A 15,605-nucleotide genomic window follows, 5' to 3' on the forward strand; every position below is an offset into this window, starting at 1 on the left:
CCTGCTGGTCGGCCGGGAGGCCAGACCGTTGATGGGGTGGCGTGCCCGCCCCACAGGGCGTGAGCACTGGATCCATTAGGCCGCGTGCCGCGCCTTCCGCAGGCTGCAGAGGAAGCGAAGTTCCTGACCAGGAGGATGAGTTGCTGCTGATCGGCGATGACTGGGCCGAAGACCACCACGACGTCGAGGTCCAGGACGAGGCCGGCCGGAAACTGGCCGCCGCGAAGCTGCCCGAGGGCGTGGAGGGGATCGCGAAGCTGCACGAGCTCGTCGCGAAGCACGGCGGTAAGGACCTGGAGGCCGTCGAGGTCGTGGTCGGGATCGAGACCGACCGCGGTTCGTGGGTGCAGGCCCTGATCGCCTCCGGCTACCAGGTCTATGCGATCAACCCCAGGCAGGTCGCCCGGTTCAAGGAGCGGTACGCCTCCTCCGGAGCCAAGAGCGACAAGGGCGACGCGCACGCGCTCGCGGACATGGTCCGTATCGACCGGGACCAGCTACGGCCGGTGGCCGGGGACAGCGAGCAGGCGCAGGCCGTCAAGGTCGTCGCCCGTGCCCACCAGACCCTGATCTGGGAACGCACCCGCACCTTCCAGCGGCTGCGCAGCACGCTGCGCGAGTACTTCCCCGCCGCCTTGAACGCCTACGCAGACCTCACACTGACCAGCACGGACGCGCTGGAACTGCTGATCAAGGCCCCTACCCCGGCAGCCGGGGCGAAGCTGACCCGCACTCAGATCACCGCCGTGCTGGCGCGCGCCCGGCGCCATCACCGGGACGCGAAAGCAGCCACGATCCAGACCGCGCTGCGCGAGCGGCAGCTCGGCCTGCCCGAGCCGGTCACGGCCGCCTACGCGGCGACCGCCACTGCCCACGCCCGGCTGATCATCGCGCTGAACGAGCAGATAGTCGAGCTGGAGGGACGGGTGAAGGCCCATTTTCTCGCGCACCCGGACGCTGAGATCTACCTCTCGATGCCCGGCATCGCAGAGATCACCGGCGCCCGGGTGCTCGCCGAGTTCGGAGACGATCCCACCCGCTACACCAGCGCAAAGGCCCGCAAGAACTACGCCGGCACCAGCCCGATCACCCGGGCCTCTGGCAAGAGTCACACCGTCCAGGCCCGCTACGTCCGCAACAACCGGCTCGCCGACGCGCTGCAGACCCAGGCATTCTCCGCCCTGCGCGCCTCGCCCGGAGCCCGCCACTACTACGACAAGCAACGTGCCCGCGAGGCCGGTTACAACCCGGCTCTGCGGCAGGTCGGCAACCGCCTCGTCGGCATCCTCCACGGATGCCTCAAGACCCGAACCCTCTACGACGAAGCGACCGCCTGGTCGCACCACGCCCACCCCCATGCCGCTTGACACCAAACGACATGGGGTGTCTGACCAGGTCTGGTGCCGGCGGCGCGAGACGGTCCGGGATGGTGGTCCGCTTCTTCTTTCGCAGGTGGCGGCCGACGATGTGGTGCTTGCGCATCAGCCGGGCGACCCGCTTGCGGTTGACCGTGTGGCCGAAGCCCCGCAGCTCGGCATGCACCCGCAACGCGCCGTAGTTGCCGCCGTGTTCGGTGTGGATCTCGCGGATCTCTTCGACCAGGGCATCCTCGTCGGCCTGGCGGGCAGCCCGCGCCTCGGCGCCGGCGATCCACCGGTAATAGCCGGAGCGGGACACTTCCAGCGCCCGGCATATCCGCTTGATGCCGAAGGTCTCGGCGTGGGCGGAGATGAAGTCCCAAGCGGCGGCCTTCACTTCATCTCCCGAGCGAAATACGCCGCTGCCCGACGCAGGATCTCCCGCTCCAGATGCCATTCCTTCTCCGCCTTGGCCAGACGCGCGTTCTCCGCGCGCAGCCGGGCCAACTCGCCCTCCGGACCCTCCCCCGCACCGGCGGCCGCCGGACGGCCGTCCGCGTCGCGCACCCACGTCCGCAGCGTCTCGGGATTGACGTTCAGATCGGCCGCGACGTCCTTGAACGTCCGCCTGTCCGCCGAAGCCCGCCACAACGCGATCGCGTCGGAACGGAACTCCGCACTGTACTTCGAGGGCCGTGCCACGTAGATCTACACCTTCCAGGACCAAGAAGATCCATTATCAGGTGTCCACACCGCGGGGTGCGCCTCATGGGCACGGTGGAGGGCCTGCCAGGACGGCGGTGCTGGGCGTATGTCCATTTGCGTGCTACGAGTTGCCGATGCCAAGCCAAGAGTGTGGTGGGGGTGACCGCGAAGACCTGGCGCCAGCGCTCGCGAGGGACCAGCCGTGAGAGTGCAGCGAACCAGATCCGGTCGGCGGGCCCGTATCGGACCCGGGCGATCTGACGGCGCAGCACCGCGTTCTCGTGCCGCAACGCCAGGACTTCCGCGTCCTTGGCCACGCGGCTGCGCAGCACGGCAACGAGCGCCTTGATCAAATTCCGGATCAGCGCGGTGATGATCGACAGTGACATCGAAGGATCATCCCAGGCGCCGCGGAGGCCGCTGCCCCGCGCGAAGAAGCTGCAGGCCAGACCCAGAATCGTATTTCCGAGCGGGACAGGGTGGCATGCCAGTTGGAAGCCCGCAACAGCAGGGGCAGTGGCCGCAGAGATTACGAGTCGGCACTCAAGGCCCGCTCGGCCGCTTACTGCGGCTGCGTCTGCGTCTGCGGCACCGACCGGTGAGTGAAGGGGGCAACTGCCATCGGCGCGCTCTCCTGCGAGTCGCGCGGCAGTCAGCGCACGAAGCTGCCCTGCCCGAGCAGGGTGTAGAGACGCCCCTCTGTACGCAAGGCGGCCACCGCCTTTTGCACGGTCGAGGCTGCTACGTCGAGCTCAGTAGCGAGGGTCACGACAGCGGGAAATCGCTCACCCTTCGGGTACACGCCGGCATCGATCCGCCTGCGCAGTTCATCAGCTACCTGCGGCCATACGGGCTTGCTCCGGTCAAGATCCATGCTGTGAGCGTGCGCGAATCTTCGTCTTCACGCGACCGCGAATACGCGTATGCGCGTATAGTCGAAGGCGAGACCCCCGATGCAGCGCTACAGCACGGGGGGCCAAGCCGACGGGGAGGAGTCGACCCAGTGAGCGGGATTACCGGGCTGCGTAGGTTGCCGTGGACGTCCCTGGAGGGGAAACGCGAATACGTACAGCCAGGAGGAATCCTGGCGGCTGTCGCCGACTCATGCGAAGAGAGCATGGTGGAGGCAGCGAGAGAGGACGTCCGACGCGCACAGGCTATCGCTGGTGATGAGTGCTCCTGCCGTGCGGAGTTACGCGAAGCAATCCGCTTCCTTTCACGTGCCACCGAGGATGCGATCATGGTCGCCGAGCTCCGCGGGGAACGTCTTCCGCCCGAGGAGCCGATGACAAACAGCGCAAGCAGCGCGATCGGCGAAACCCTATTGAGCCGCTTCGAGGATGCGTGAACAGCAGCGACAGATCCGATGATCCGGTCGCCGGTTGGTCCACGTGAACGGCTTGCCACCGTTCCGCTGCGGACGCCTGAGGCGTCCTGGGGCATCGCACCGCACATCAGTGCAGTCGACACCGAGAAAAAGCCCACTCTGCGAGGCCCTGGACCCCACGATCGGCCACGAAAACCCGACGAGGACCACGGCCGTAAGGCCGAGGCCCTCGCTTCCGTATCGTTATAGCGAGTGGGACGTTCACGAGATCCCTTGACCAGCAGAAACAAGGCTAATTGATGTTGAGATTCCCGCGAGGCGCAAGATCATCCCCCGAGCATATGCACACGCAATTGTTTTGGCGGGATGAGCTGTGTCCTGAGGCGACTCGTCCGCGCAGCTTCCATGCACGCACTCTCTGCGTCTCACAGCCCGCACAGGCAGCATGAGCTGGAGAGTCCCATGCCCGATTGCACCTTGGACCAAGCTGGGCCGGTCGCGAAAGGCCAACATCACCCTCAGTTACGTCGACCGCGTGGCCGTAGGGCCACTATCGCGTTCGAGGTTTCGGGCAGCCCCACACCACGCAGCACGTGAGTGCGAGCGCGCCTACGTCTACGCGGACAGCGCAGGGAACACGACCACCGAGCCGTCCTTGTTGCGGGCAATCTCAATCGCCACGTCTGTCGTGCGGCTGTTGACCACGACGCCGTCGCCCAGCTTGCGAATCCGGTTTGCCGCTCGCATCAGGCGATCGACTTCACCGGTCGTGAAGACGGGCCACAGACCTTGCGGACCTGCCAGCTCCAGCGCCGACAAGCGTTCCAGGACACTGGCAATGCTCCACTCCAGTTCGTCGAGGCGCTGCTGGTCGCGCTTGAGTTCGCGGGTGAAGTTCTCGAACAAGTTGTCAGGGTGGTCCTGGGCATGCTCGACAGCCTGCAGGACGACGACCCGCCTCTTCAGCGCAATGGCCAGGGCAGCGAGTTCGAGGTGGGCGCGGAACATGCCGCCATGCTCGTCGACGCCGGGGAACGACTTGGCCAGCGTGCTGATCTCGACGGACTTGCCCTCGGGCAGCTTGTCGAGTGCGCTCTGCCACCGGGCAAGGCGGCGGTCAGCGGCGCCCAACGCCGTGTTGATGGCGTGCACTGCCGAGTCCAGTCCCAGGGAGACTCCGAGCTTGCCCTGGTCAAGCAGAATGGCGGTGGCTTTGTCGATGGCATCGCGGCAGCCGTCGAGTTCGCTGTGTTCATCTTCGAGCTTCTGCTCGTGCAGCTGCTCCAGCAGTTCTGTGATGTGTTCGATAGCCTGCTGGCGCTTGTAGTCGGCATGCGCGCTCATGCCCACCGCTACGGCCATGAGCACGAGCGGCGCGGCCACGGTGAGCGCCGCGCTGCCGGCGGCCGCGACGCTGGCTGTCGCACCGGCTCCGCCGACCGCGCCTGCTGCCGCCGCTTTACCGACTGGCACGAACGTCGCATTGGCGGCGATGCCCGTCGAGTTCATGAGTGCACTGTGGATGCCACCGGCCGCCGCCTTCGACGCCATCGGGCGAACGATGCCCTGACCGAACTGGGCGGCGACCTTCGCCGGCACCACCATGCGATACAGGTTTTCGCCGGCGGCGGTCGCCCTGGCCGCTGTAAGGGAACTTCGCGTCGATTGCGTGATGAACTGTGACAGGTGCTGCGCCAGGGGACTCGCGGCATCGAGCGGGATGCCTCGGCTGCGGTCGAGCTTGTCGGGCAGCGGATGCACCTCAAGGGTGGCGATCGGCGCGGCGGCCAGGGCGGCCAGCACACCACGCAGCTCAGCCAGGCGCTCAGCCGTCATCGCCTCGCCTCCGGCCATTGCCGGCACCCGGACGTCACCGGTCGCCAGCATCCACACCGGAACGACTGCCTTGCGATCGTCAGTCATCGTCTCCCCCTTGTTTTCCGACAACAGCCTACGGCTGACGTCCGACAAGAACGGCATGAACCTCGTGTATGCAGCTACGGGCTCTGTCTCCAGGTGAACTGACGATCCCACAACGGAACGGACGGCGTCCCCACCTGCAATGACTGGCCGGGACCGGCGGCTCGTGGTGCGGGCCGACGAGACCCATTGGGCACGCGGGAATCGCACGCTGCGAAAGATCGCGGACCTCAGGCGGCCGCGTAGCAGCCTCAGAGTCGCCCTCACCACAGCGCTCCCGCAGGGCATCTGGGATCCGGGAACTTGCAACCGCCCTGGATGTAGACGGCATAGCGGAGCCCGTTAATGCGCTGTCTGTCGTCGCTGCCCAATGGGGTTCGTGAATCGATCGCCTGCATCAGCACCGAACTCAACTCGGGCGTTGCCGAAAGCCAAGTCGCGGACGGCCTTGGGGCGAGATCGGGCGCGTCCCGGCAACTTCCCGAATCCAGTCGACGGTACTGGCCTCTCGTCCGAAATCAGCATCTATTCTGAGGCAGGGTCAGGTAGCTCCTGCCGATGCAACGCTCCGGCAGCCAACAAGGGGTGGCAAGTGACAGCGGATGTCCGTGGGCCGGCATGGGCACTCGAGGGATTGGGCGTGCGGTCCGGGCGCTATCCCCTGGCGGTGGAGGGCCCGGTGATGCGGGCGGTGGACCGGTTGGTTCCTGGAGTGTCCACCGTGACCCGCTACATCCGTTACCACTCGCTGTATGCGGCAATCGCGGCGCACGCGGAACGGAACGCTTGGGACATCACCGCGTGCCGCCGGGCGGTCCGCCGCAGCGAGGTCCTGCTGGCGGCGCTCCAGCACCACACGGAGACAGATCCGGCGTGGCTTGCCCACGGGGTCGATCGAGTTCGGCGTTTCTGCGCAGAGGAACTGGAACTCGCACGAGCCGCCGACGAGGAGCAGCTGAGCCAGTCGTACTCACCCCGCCGCTGGGGCTTTTGGGACCAGTACGGCGGACCCGCCACGGTGCTCGGCACCGTGGACGTCCGGGACGGAGTGCTCAGACCCGGCCGGCACCCGTGCCCTCCCGCGGTCAAGGAGCTCTTCGCCCCTCTGCTGTCTCTCGCGGCGCGGGACATCGTGTCCTTCGCCGACCTGGAGACAGCGGGGCAGGCGGCTCTTGGCGTCCCGTGTCCGGCCGAGCGGGAATGGCTGACGGACCTGCTGACCGCAACTCGCGGTGGAGGAACCCACGCGCAGGGGGACTGGGAGGCGTCCGACCACACACGGCGTGCGACCCTCCGTATCCTCGGCCGGGCGATCGATCTCCACGGTCATGAGGGCGACGGGTATCAGGAGACGCTGCGCTCCGCGGTGGCCTTCGGTGGCGAGGCGACAACGGATCCCGTCCTGGCGGCGATTCCCGAGACGGCCGGTTGGCGGGGAGTGCTGCTGCGCCATTACTCCGTCGGCGCCTGGCGTCGGCTGTGGGCGGCGCTGGTGGCCGGCGTCGGCTCCAAGGACGGCGAGGCCGACCGGTCGGCCGAGGAACTACGCGACTGGCTGGCGCAACAGGCCCCGGATGCGAATGTACGGCGCGTCCTGGACGACCTGCCTCCGCTCAAGAACGTGGCAGGTCACTTGTTGCCTGCCGAACGGCAACTCCTAGCGCAGGGCGTCGATGCCCCGATGGCCAATGTGCTGCTCCTGATGGTGGGTGCGCTGCGCTCCCGAGAAGGTCATCTGCCAGACGACGTACGGGCCGTCTTCCTGGGCCGTCAGCGGCGCTGGGCCGAGTTCCTCGACCCGACGTGGGTCGACGGCCTCATCGACGACTACGCCGACCGGCCGGTCCGTGACCTGGCCGCCCGGCTGGTGGACGACATGCTCGCCCAGTCCCGCAGAGTCGCCCTCGCGAAGCTGCGCACCGACCCCGCGACCGGCGGACTGAAGATCTTCTCCCGTCTACACCTTCGCAACGAGCGTTATTTCAAGACCGGTGACGAAGGAGACTCCGACATCGGCACCCGCATCCCCCAACTGGGCTCCCTGGCAGTGCAGCTGGGGCTTTTCGCTGTCCGCGACAACTGCCACACCGTCTCCGCGGAGGGACGGCGAATCCTGGAGACAAACCCATGAGCGCGGCACAGCACACCCGGTTCGCGTCCCCCGTCACATTGCTGAGAGAGTGGAGCGAACGCAGCGATCAGCAGCCGCTGCACGAAGCACTCTTCCTCGGTTTCACAGTCGATCTTCCCTTCCTGGAGAAGGTCGCCATACCCGTCGCCCGTGGCCTGGGTGCTCGCACCGCGGTGATCGGTGATGCGGCCCAAGGGCTGTACGACCCGGTCGATGTGCGCATGGCCGGCCGCAGTTATCTGCACGGCCTGGCCTCCTGCCGGCGTGCGTTCCACCCCAAGGTCGTCCTTCTGGTCGGAGAACACGCCTGCCGGCTCGCAGTGGGTTCGGGGAACCCGACGCTGTCCGGCTGGGGTGCCAACGACGAACTGTGGACGGTGGTGGAAACTGAGGACGACGACTCCCACGCGCTCCTGGCCGACCTCGCCGACTGGTTGGACGCACTACCCTCCGCCGTGGAAATGGCCCCCTGGTCGACGAGTCATCTGACGGAAATGGCTGCCCTTCTGACCGAACGGCATGTCAACGCCCCGGCCGGACCGGAATCAGGTGCCCGGCTTCTGCACAATCTCCAGGAGAGTCTGCTGGACCAACTGCCGCTCGGTCCTGTCGACGAACTGCACGCATACGCCCCGTTCGTCGACGACGCCGGGCATGCCCTCAGCGGGCTGGTCGGCCGTCTGACACCCCGCCGCACCATCCTCGGGCTCCAGCCTCGCTGGTCCAGCTACGACGCCGGAGCGATCAAGAGGGCACTCGGCGGCTTCGACGCGCAGATCCGTTTTCTCGAGGAGACTCGAATGCGGCACGGCAAGTTCGTCGAGTGGCAGGCCGGCGGCCGCCGATACGCTCTCACCGGGAGCCCGAATCTGACCCGCGCCGCGCTGTGCACCAGCACCCGGGACGGCGGCAACTGCGAGCTCGCGGTAATCACCGCCGACACCGCGCCGCTGCTTCCCGAACAGGGGCGCATCACCTCACTCGCAAGCCTGACGGGCCGCACCATCCGGCCCTTCGAGTCCACCGGTCACACGCTCGTCCTGCTGGGCGCGAAGACGGACAGCGAAGGCCTGCACGTCTCTCTGGCGCACCCCCAGCCCCTGCCCGTGGTAATCAGCACGTCTCCGGACGGTTCACCGGGTTCCTGGACACGGACCGGAACCATTCCGGCGGGGGTCTCGGCCTGTTCCTTCCCGCTGCCCGAGGTTCCTGGTGCGGCGGTTCGCGCCACGTGCGCCCGTCCTGACGGCACCACAGCAGAATCCGCCGTCGTCTTCGTGTACAGCCCCGTGCACTGCGTACGGCGCCACGGCGCCGACAGCGGTCCCCGCCTGAGATACGACTACACGGCGCAGACCCTGTTCGCCGACGAGCGTGCCGCACGCCGTTTCGAAACCGATCTGCTGCGCCTGCGCGAACTCACCGCCGGAACGTCCGCTCCCCGGGTGAGCCCGGCGGGAGACACGACAACGGGCTCGGTGACATCGAGCGGCGTCGACCGCTGGGACGCCTACCTCGCCGACTGCCGCCGGATGATCGGGGCGCCGTTGACGGATCTGGCGTTCGGCACCTCGCAGCTCGACCTGCCGCAGGCACCCTCGTCGCGGTGGATCGTGTCGGCGGTCACCCTTGGCGTGCGGGAGGAGGACGACGAAGAGCACGAGGACGAGACGGAGGAGGTGGACCTCCCCACCACGAGCGAGCCGCTCGCCCCGTACGTCGCGCCAGAGCAGCGTGCCCGTTGTCGCGCCTGGGCCCAGCGCTGGGTCGCGGCGCTCACAGGCCCTGACGGTTCAGCCGCAGCACCGGTTCCGGTCCGGCTGCTCGTGGCCAACCTGTACGTCCAGCTCCTGGCCGCCGGAGTCTGGGACGAGCAGGACCAGAGCTGGCGCGACGGACTCAGCCGCCTCCTCGAAGCACTCCGTTCCGAAGACCTGGCGGGCGAGGCGGACCACGATGCGCCGCCCGAGACCCGGCGACGGCTGGACGCGGTGGCGGCCGTGGTGATGACACTGCTCGTCCAGGACGCCACCTTCACCGGCGGCGGCGAGCACGACGTACTCGCGGCCCGCGCCTGGCACGGCGGCAAGGCGATGATCGCGCGTGCCGAGCCCGCCGAGGCGGAGGACCTGATGATCCCGCCGGAGCGGGCGCTCGCCCGCGTCGCGCCCTGGAGCGAGGTGGACAGACTCATCGCTCTGGCGCAGGAAGACGACCCCTACGCGGAGGCGATAGAGGGGCTCACCGCGGCCGGCTGGTCGGTCGCGTCCGAGGACGGGCTCTGGGAGATCACGGGCTCCTTCGGCAATCCGCTTCCGGTCGTGGCCAAGGCCGCCGAACGACTCGGGCGGCACCACGCCGACGGCGTGCTCGTGCGAGCCCGCAGCAAGAACCGCTGGGCCTTCATGGCATGGGCGGACCCCTACCTGGTCCTGCTCAATCCCCCGGCACGGGTCTGGCGCACCTACCAGGTGCGGCTCCCCGCCACACCGGAATCACGGTTCAGCGGCGGCGACCTTTCCGCGGTACCCGGCCGCGTCGGTTCGGCCCCGCTGCAGAAGGGCCCGCCGGAAGCTCTCAGGAAGATTCTCGCCGAAGCGGGCCTCGCCTACCCGGAGTTGGTCAGTCGCCTGTTCACACTCGACACGTGACGGGGAAAGAAAGCGATCAGTGCCGTGACGCCATCGGCGACGGACCGTCGAGCGGCTGAGTTCCCTCGATTCGCCTCGTCTCACCGTCACGCCGCTGCTCAAGGCGGGCAGACGCGATGATGGTGGGAGCCTGTCCCGGAGGCAGGGAGCTGTCCGCTCCGAGCACTTGGCAGCGCGCCAGTCCCTGCCGATACCACAGTGCGGCCGTCCATGCACAGAGCAGCGCGTCGATGAGGTCCTCCCGGTGCTTGTAGTCAGCCGCCTTCTGAGGTGAGGGCTCGGAGAGCAGTTGACGGGAGACCGGGTGGGAGGAGAGCAGGAGGGGCGGATCGGCGGTGGCCAGGCCCGCCATGTGCCCGATCAGCCTGTCGCACTCCGCCGCCCGTACCGCTCGCCACTGTGCCGTCGGAACCCGTGCCGGTCGGCGCTTGTACGTGGGGCGTTCCTGGTCGTAGCCCAGCTCGGCGGCTCCGACCAGGGTCGTGTACGGATAGCACTCGGAGAAGACCAGACCGCTGGCCGGCGGCCCGCCCCTGCCGTCGTCGTAGCACCAGCCTGACTCCTCCAGCCGTTCCCGCAGCAGCACTCCGGCCTGTCGGGGAGAGCTCTGGTTGGTACTGTTCGCGCTCACCTTCCAACGGCCGTACCGCCGGCCGACCTCCCGCTCGCACGGCCGTTGGCCGGCCGGGTTGTCGACGACCAGCGGTGCGTCGACGAATGCCAGGGTCGATCCGTCGACGGCTGTCCCGGCCAGCCATGACATCGTCTCGTCGAGGCCGCGGGTCCAGCCGCATTCGATCACGACGCCGTGCGCGTTGATAGCGGCCACGCCTGTTTCATTGGGCTGGGTGCGGGCTCCGCTCTGCGCCCAGGCGAGGTCGATGCCTATGAACCGTTCGATTCCCATGCAGCCGTGGTACCAGAGAACCCGCCTCTGATGTGAAGCGGGCCTCTTCCCTGCCGATCAGCCGGGGCCGCGCCGGCCGAGGTGTTCATCTCTTGTAGCGCGCACTGTTGTTGAGCGGCGGGATCCGTGAGCTGAACACCCAGACCCCTTGGGAGAGCGTCGCGCCGAGCATGCGCCCGGAGGTTCGCAGCCAGGGGTTGGAGGCTTGGAGCGGCGCGAAGTTGTCGTTCGAGACGATCACCCCGTCCACGGCGTTGGCGATGTCGACGACCAGTGCGTCTCCACGCCCCTCGGTACCCGCCGGCGGCTGCACCACCTGGCGTGCGTCGATCGCTGCCTGCACGGCCGCTCGCTCCTCCTCAGCCACGTCGTGGCGGAGCGTCGCGTCGACGACGACGTGAATGTCCCGGTTGGGATAGCGGCGCTGCAGGGCGGCGACGCCCTGTTCCAGGATGGCGAAACGCGGTCGGCCACCGGCGGCTCGGCTGGCGCTGGAGATCCAGGCGAGGTTCGAGCCGTCGACCACCAGCGGACGGTTGTCCGCCGTGGCGGCGAGGCGCGCCAGAACCTCCGGGGAGGCCTTGCCGCGCTTCGAGCCTGCCTGCGCCGGGGGGATGTCGGGCTTGGTCCGGTGAGGATGCGTGGGCAGCGGGGCGCTGCGATGGGGTGCCCCGCGCAGGGACATCAGGTGAGCCAGCTCTTTCTCGACCTCGGGTGATGCCCCGGTCGTGCCGAAGCTCGACACCGGTTCGTTGAGAACGACCTCGCCTGTTTTGACGAGCGTCGCCTTGACTTCGAGCAGCCCTTCCTTGGTGTAGGTGTAGTCGAGTTCGAACGTTCCGTCCTGCGCTGAGCACCGTCTCTTGTATTCAAGGGTGAGTACGGTGAGCCGGACATTGTCCGGGTGGTCGACCGGCTTGTCTGGGTCGCCCTCCCATACCTCGACCTGGAGAGACGCCAGGTTGTCCTTCGTCGGCGTGTACGACTTCTTGCGGATCTGTGGAAGCGGCTGGTTCCGCGGGATGATGGTGCTGAAGCTGCGCCGACCACCACGCTCGGTCGTCACCGTGCCCAGCGCATGGGAGTTGACCACCTGGACGATGCTGTCGAGTTCGCCGTTCAGGGAAGCGGCCGCGATCGCGGCACCCTCCGCCACGGCAGTCATCGGGTTGCACAGGTCCGCGCCGACCGGCACGCATCCGAGGGCCTCGGCGACCGCGGCTCGTACGGCCGGGATCTGGCTGCTCCCCCCGATCATCAGGACGGCGGTGAGCTCACCCGGGTCCATGCGGAGGTCTTCCAAGCAGGCCTCGACGGGGTCCAGGGCTCGGGAGATGAGGTCCTGGATCTCCTCGGAGAACTCCTCCTGGGTGATCTCCGCTCCGATGCCGTCGGGCGTGATGACGTGGACGCTGCTCTGCTGCGACAGGAGGATCTTCGATCGCTCGATGTCGAGCCCGAACTGGCGTTGTTCGGACGGGGTCCACTGACGGCATGCCGGTGCCCGTTCGAGAACCAGGCGTTTGAGACGTTCGTCGATTTCGAGCCCACCGAGGCGGTTGACTCCACGGGACGCCTTCTCGTCGAAGAACCCGTCCTCGTGCAGCAGGATGGTGGAGTCCATGGTGCCACCACCCCAGTCGAAGACCAGGAACTCCCCGGTTTCCTCCAGGGCATGGGCGTACGCGATGGCCGCTGCCGTCGGCTCATTGAGCAGGGCCTGCACGGCGACGCCCGCGACCTTGGCCGCCTCGCGTGTCCGGTAGCGCGCTGCGCCCGTCGCATTGGCCGGGACGGTGACCACGGCCGGTGCGATGTCGGTCGCCGCCTCCTCCTCCGCCACCCTGGCCATGGTGCGGAACACTCCTGCGGCAGCCGTGGTCGCCGCGAAGCGCCGGTTGCCGATCGTGACCAGCTGTTCGTCACGGAGCATGCGCTTGCACGCTTCCACGGCGCTCTCCGAACGGAGCTTGGCCTCCCAGCCGAAGAGTGTTCCGGGACGCAGCGAGCTGGTGCCCACCACGGAGGGGAAGAGACACTCGAAGCCGGGCCGTCGCCAGTCGGCGTCGAGTCCGTAGCCGCCGAGTTCGAGGACCTCCACGTATTCGCCGTTCCACTGAGCGGCCACCGAGTTGGTCGTTCCGAAGTCGATGCCCGTCGCGGTCACCAGCCCCCCTCCGTGCCGTTCGCTCCGTTGCCGATGGCGTCCACGCGACGCAACTGGCCGGCGAGGGCGAGTTTGCCGGTGGCCTCGTCCACGTAGGCGGGCCGCAGGACCTCGAAGTTCTCGCCCTGTCCTTCGGTCACCACGAACAGCTCCGGTGAGTCGAGGTCCGTGACCCGACGCAGCTGAAGCTGGCCGAGGTGCTCGGTCATGGCATCCGCCACGGTTCGGGAAGCGCCCTGCGCGTGGAGCAGCGCGTCGATCTCGCACAGCCTGCCCACGAACTGGGCGCGGGTGCGGAACTCTGCGATGACCGCGGTACGGACGGCCTGGAGCAGCCCACTGCTCGTTCCCCCTGCGGGGTGCTCCTCGCCGAGTTCTGCCAGGGCCGCCGGTACGGCAGCCACGATGCCCTTGATCACCTGAGTGGCGTCGAGTGGTTCGGAGGACGACCATGCCGTCCGCGGCGACTGTTCGGCCTTCTTCGCCCTGCGTATCGCCGTTGCAGTGGGTTTCGGGCGCTTCTGCGTGGCCTCAGGACGGATCTGCCCGCATTGCGGACACACCTTGTGCGACCTGAGACGCTTTTCGGCCTTCTTGGGGCGCTTCTTGATGGTGGTACGTCGGTGCGTGTGCGGCATCGCTGAGTGGCCTGACTTCTCTTGGCGAAGGGGTTCTCGGACGGTGTGTGCGACCACTACCTGGATCGGTGACGGTCAAGACGTGGTGGCGTGGTACGGAAGTCCTGGAGGAGCTCGACGGCGGCCCGCGCACGCACGGCCTCCATATCGGCCCCGCTGGTGGCGGGGGTACGCCGCGGCAACGGCTCCAACGGCGGGACGATGGACCGCGACACGTCGTCGGGTGCCTCGTAGACCGAGTGGGCCAGGGGCAACCTGAAGAAGACCGAGTCTCCGGCTTCGTTCCGGCGTGCCTGGTCGAGACGACCGCGGATCATGTTGAGCCGCGCGTATTTCGCCGTGTCGAAGCGTGACTCGCGGACGAGCTCACGGTAGCGGGTCTCCCAGTCGGCGGAGCCGTGTGGCAGGCCGAGATCCAGGTACGGATTGGTGAGGGGATCGCGGCTGTTCTTGGGCGTCGTACGCCATACGCGTATGAGCCGGAGGTTGCCCGTCGCTTCGTCGGTCAGCGCCGCCGCGCGTTCCGTCAACGCTTCGGCGTCCTGCAGATCCTCACGTGCGAGAGCGGCGTACGCAGCGATGTTGAGGGCTTCGGGAAGAATGCCCTGCATACTCGGCGGAAGCTTCTTGGCGGGCTTCAGGGGGCGGTCGAAAGCCGCGGACTGCCGTCCCGCCTCCTCCACGCGGCCTTCGATCACGAGATCGTACGCTCTGCGAATGGCCGTCCAGGCGTGGAAGTCGCTGAGCCGCGGATCAACAGTGGACTGGGGGTCCCACAGCGTGGACATGAGCGCCCACAGGCCGCGGTCGGCAAGGAAACTTCGGGGCCAGTTCCCCTCCTGGGATCCGGCCTTGAGATTGCGCAGCTGGATGCGCTGTTCCTGGGGAAGCGCGGCGTCCAGCTCCTGAAGGCGCGTGGCGTCTCCCACGGATGCCTCAAACAGCAAGTCCCAGACGTCCGGCCGGCCGTCGGCAGCGGACCCGTCGGTGTCCGCCGGTTCCTCGCCGGACACGAATTCCGCGCGACGCAGGAACCAGGTCCAGTCCAGGGCACGGGCCTCGTCCCGCGTCACCTGCCCCGGTACCAGTCGGGCACGCAGGTAGAGTGCCTCGTTGTCGCTCCGATACGCCCACGGGTCGTCCTCCGGCAGGATCCCGCCGTGCTCGATGAGGTCGTCGATGACGGGCAGCGGAGCCCAGCGGAGCACCTCGGGAAGCAGTGTCCTGGGCACGGGCACGGCTCCGCCCATGGCGACCGAGGTGAACAGCGAGTACGCGGGTCCACCGCTCAGGCTTCGGGACGAGCGGGCCAGCAGCAGACTGGGGGCGGTGGAGCAGATGACCGCCAGGCGGTCCGTCCCCTCAGGGGTGAGCCACTCCACTCCCGCGGCGTGCAGAGTCCGAAGGTGCCTCAGGACGTCCGTGGGCGTGCACTGCCCAAGCAGTGCTCCGACTGCGGGCAGCAGGGCGTCCGCCCGGGGAGAACCCTCGACCGCCTTGCGCAGCTCCTCCTTGTGATGACCGCCGCCGTCCGCACCTTCGCCGCCGCTCGCCTGCTGCAGCTCCTCCAGCACTTCCTGCACGGCGCTCACGGCTTCGGCGCCGTTCACCCCGAGCCACCGCCACTTGCGAAGGACGAATCCACTGGTGCTGTGCGAGGGGGCAGCCTCACGTCGCTGCCTCTGCTCGGCCAGACGACGTTTCTCAGCCTCAATGGCGGCTTGCCGGGCCGCCACGGGGTCGGTCATCTCATACACCCCCGCAGGTTATCCGGCACCACTGACATGCGTCTCGAACTGCA

The 15,605-nt window shown here is 67.9% G+C and carries 12 protein-coding genes; 4 read left to right on the forward strand and 8 right to left on the reverse strand.

Annotation, left to right across the window (positions count from 1 at the left end; translation table 11 throughout):
- Positions 1-140 precede the first annotated feature (140 nt).
- Positions 141-1,367, forward strand: coding sequence for an IS110 family transposase (locus tag ACQEXA_RS13495; RefSeq protein WP_433129981.1), 1,227 nt, complete (start codon positions 141-143; stop codon positions 1,365-1,367).
- Here ACQEXA_RS13495 and ACQEXA_RS13500 read toward each other — a convergent pair.
- The 3 genes from ACQEXA_RS13500 to ACQEXA_RS13510 all read right to left on the reverse strand — a co-directional run bounded on the left by ACQEXA_RS13500 (position 1,300) and on the right by ACQEXA_RS13510 (position 2,937).
- Positions 1,300-1,755, reverse strand: coding sequence for an IS3 family transposase (locus ACQEXA_RS13500; RefSeq protein WP_433129983.1), 456 nt, complete (start codon positions 1,753-1,755; stop codon positions 1,300-1,302). The genes ACQEXA_RS13495 and ACQEXA_RS13500 overlap by 68 nt on opposite strands.
- A complete protein-coding gene (locus ACQEXA_RS13505; protein WP_433129985.1) occupies positions 1,752-2,060 on the reverse strand; it encodes a transposase in 309 nt (102 codons plus the stop codon). Before ACQEXA_RS13505 ends, ACQEXA_RS13500 begins: the two co-directional genes overlap by 4 nt.
- A gap of 655 nt (positions 2,061-2,715) precedes the next feature.
- Complete coding sequence (locus ACQEXA_RS13510; RefSeq protein WP_432936574.1) at positions 2,716-2,937, reverse strand: GntR family transcriptional regulator; 222 nt, start codon at positions 2,935-2,937, stop codon at positions 2,716-2,718.
- A gap of 129 nt (positions 2,938-3,066) precedes the next feature.
- On the opposite strand from ACQEXA_RS13510, the gene ACQEXA_RS13515 reads away from it, so the two are divergent.
- Positions 3,067-3,411, forward strand: a complete 345-nt coding sequence (locus ACQEXA_RS13515; RefSeq protein ID WP_432936572.1) for a hypothetical protein — start codon at positions 3,067-3,069, stop codon at positions 3,409-3,411.
- A gap of 594 nt (positions 3,412-4,005) precedes the next feature.
- On the opposite strand, the gene ACQEXA_RS13520 is transcribed toward ACQEXA_RS13515, so the two are convergent.
- Positions 4,006-5,313, reverse strand: coding sequence for a hypothetical protein (locus ACQEXA_RS13520; RefSeq protein WP_433129987.1), 1,308 nt, complete (start codon positions 5,311-5,313; stop codon positions 4,006-4,008).
- Positions 5,314-5,950: 637 nt separating this feature from the next.
- Between ACQEXA_RS13520 and ACQEXA_RS13525 the strand changes: the two genes are divergently transcribed.
- Positions 5,951-7,441: a hypothetical protein gene (locus ACQEXA_RS13525; protein WP_433129989.1), complete on the forward strand. Its 1,491-nt coding sequence runs from the start codon at positions 5,951-5,953 to the stop codon at positions 7,439-7,441.
- Entirely contained in the window at positions 7,438-10,092 is a 2,655-nt protein-coding gene (locus tag ACQEXA_RS13530; RefSeq protein ID WP_433129991.1) for a hypothetical protein, read from the forward strand. Before ACQEXA_RS13525 ends, ACQEXA_RS13530 begins: the two co-directional genes overlap by 4 nt.
- A gap of 16 nt (positions 10,093-10,108) precedes the next feature.
- Here the strand turns inward: ACQEXA_RS13530 and ACQEXA_RS13535 are convergent, their stop codons facing one another.
- The 4 genes from ACQEXA_RS13535 to ACQEXA_RS13550 form a co-directional block, all read right to left on the reverse strand.
- Positions 10,109-10,999, reverse strand: coding sequence for a DUF429 domain-containing protein (locus ACQEXA_RS13535; protein WP_433129993.1), 891 nt, complete (start codon positions 10,997-10,999; stop codon positions 10,109-10,111).
- A gap of 85 nt (positions 11,000-11,084) precedes the next feature.
- The gene (locus ACQEXA_RS13540; RefSeq protein WP_433129995.1) at positions 11,085-13,166 is read right to left on the reverse strand and encodes an Hsp70 family protein; all 2,082 of its coding nucleotides are present in this window, start codon (positions 13,164-13,166) and stop codon (positions 11,085-11,087) included.
- Positions 13,163-13,804 carry a hypothetical protein gene (locus ACQEXA_RS13545; RefSeq protein WP_433129997.1) on the reverse strand — a complete coding sequence of 214 codons (642 nt, stop codon included), beginning with the start codon at positions 13,802-13,804 and terminating at the stop codon, positions 13,163-13,165. The genes ACQEXA_RS13540 and ACQEXA_RS13545 overlap by 4 nt, the downstream gene beginning before the upstream one ends.
- A 56-nt stretch (positions 13,805-13,860) precedes the next feature.
- Positions 13,861-15,552 carry a hypothetical protein gene (locus ACQEXA_RS13550; protein WP_433129999.1) on the reverse strand — a complete coding sequence of 564 codons (1,692 nt, stop codon included), beginning with the start codon at positions 15,550-15,552 and terminating at the stop codon, positions 13,861-13,863.
- Positions 15,553-15,605 lie beyond the last annotated feature (53 nt).

It is taken from the genome of Streptomyces sp. CA-106110, assembly GCF_050936285.1.
Taxonomy (GTDB): Bacteria; Actinomycetota; Actinomycetes; order Streptomycetales; family Streptomycetaceae; genus Streptomyces.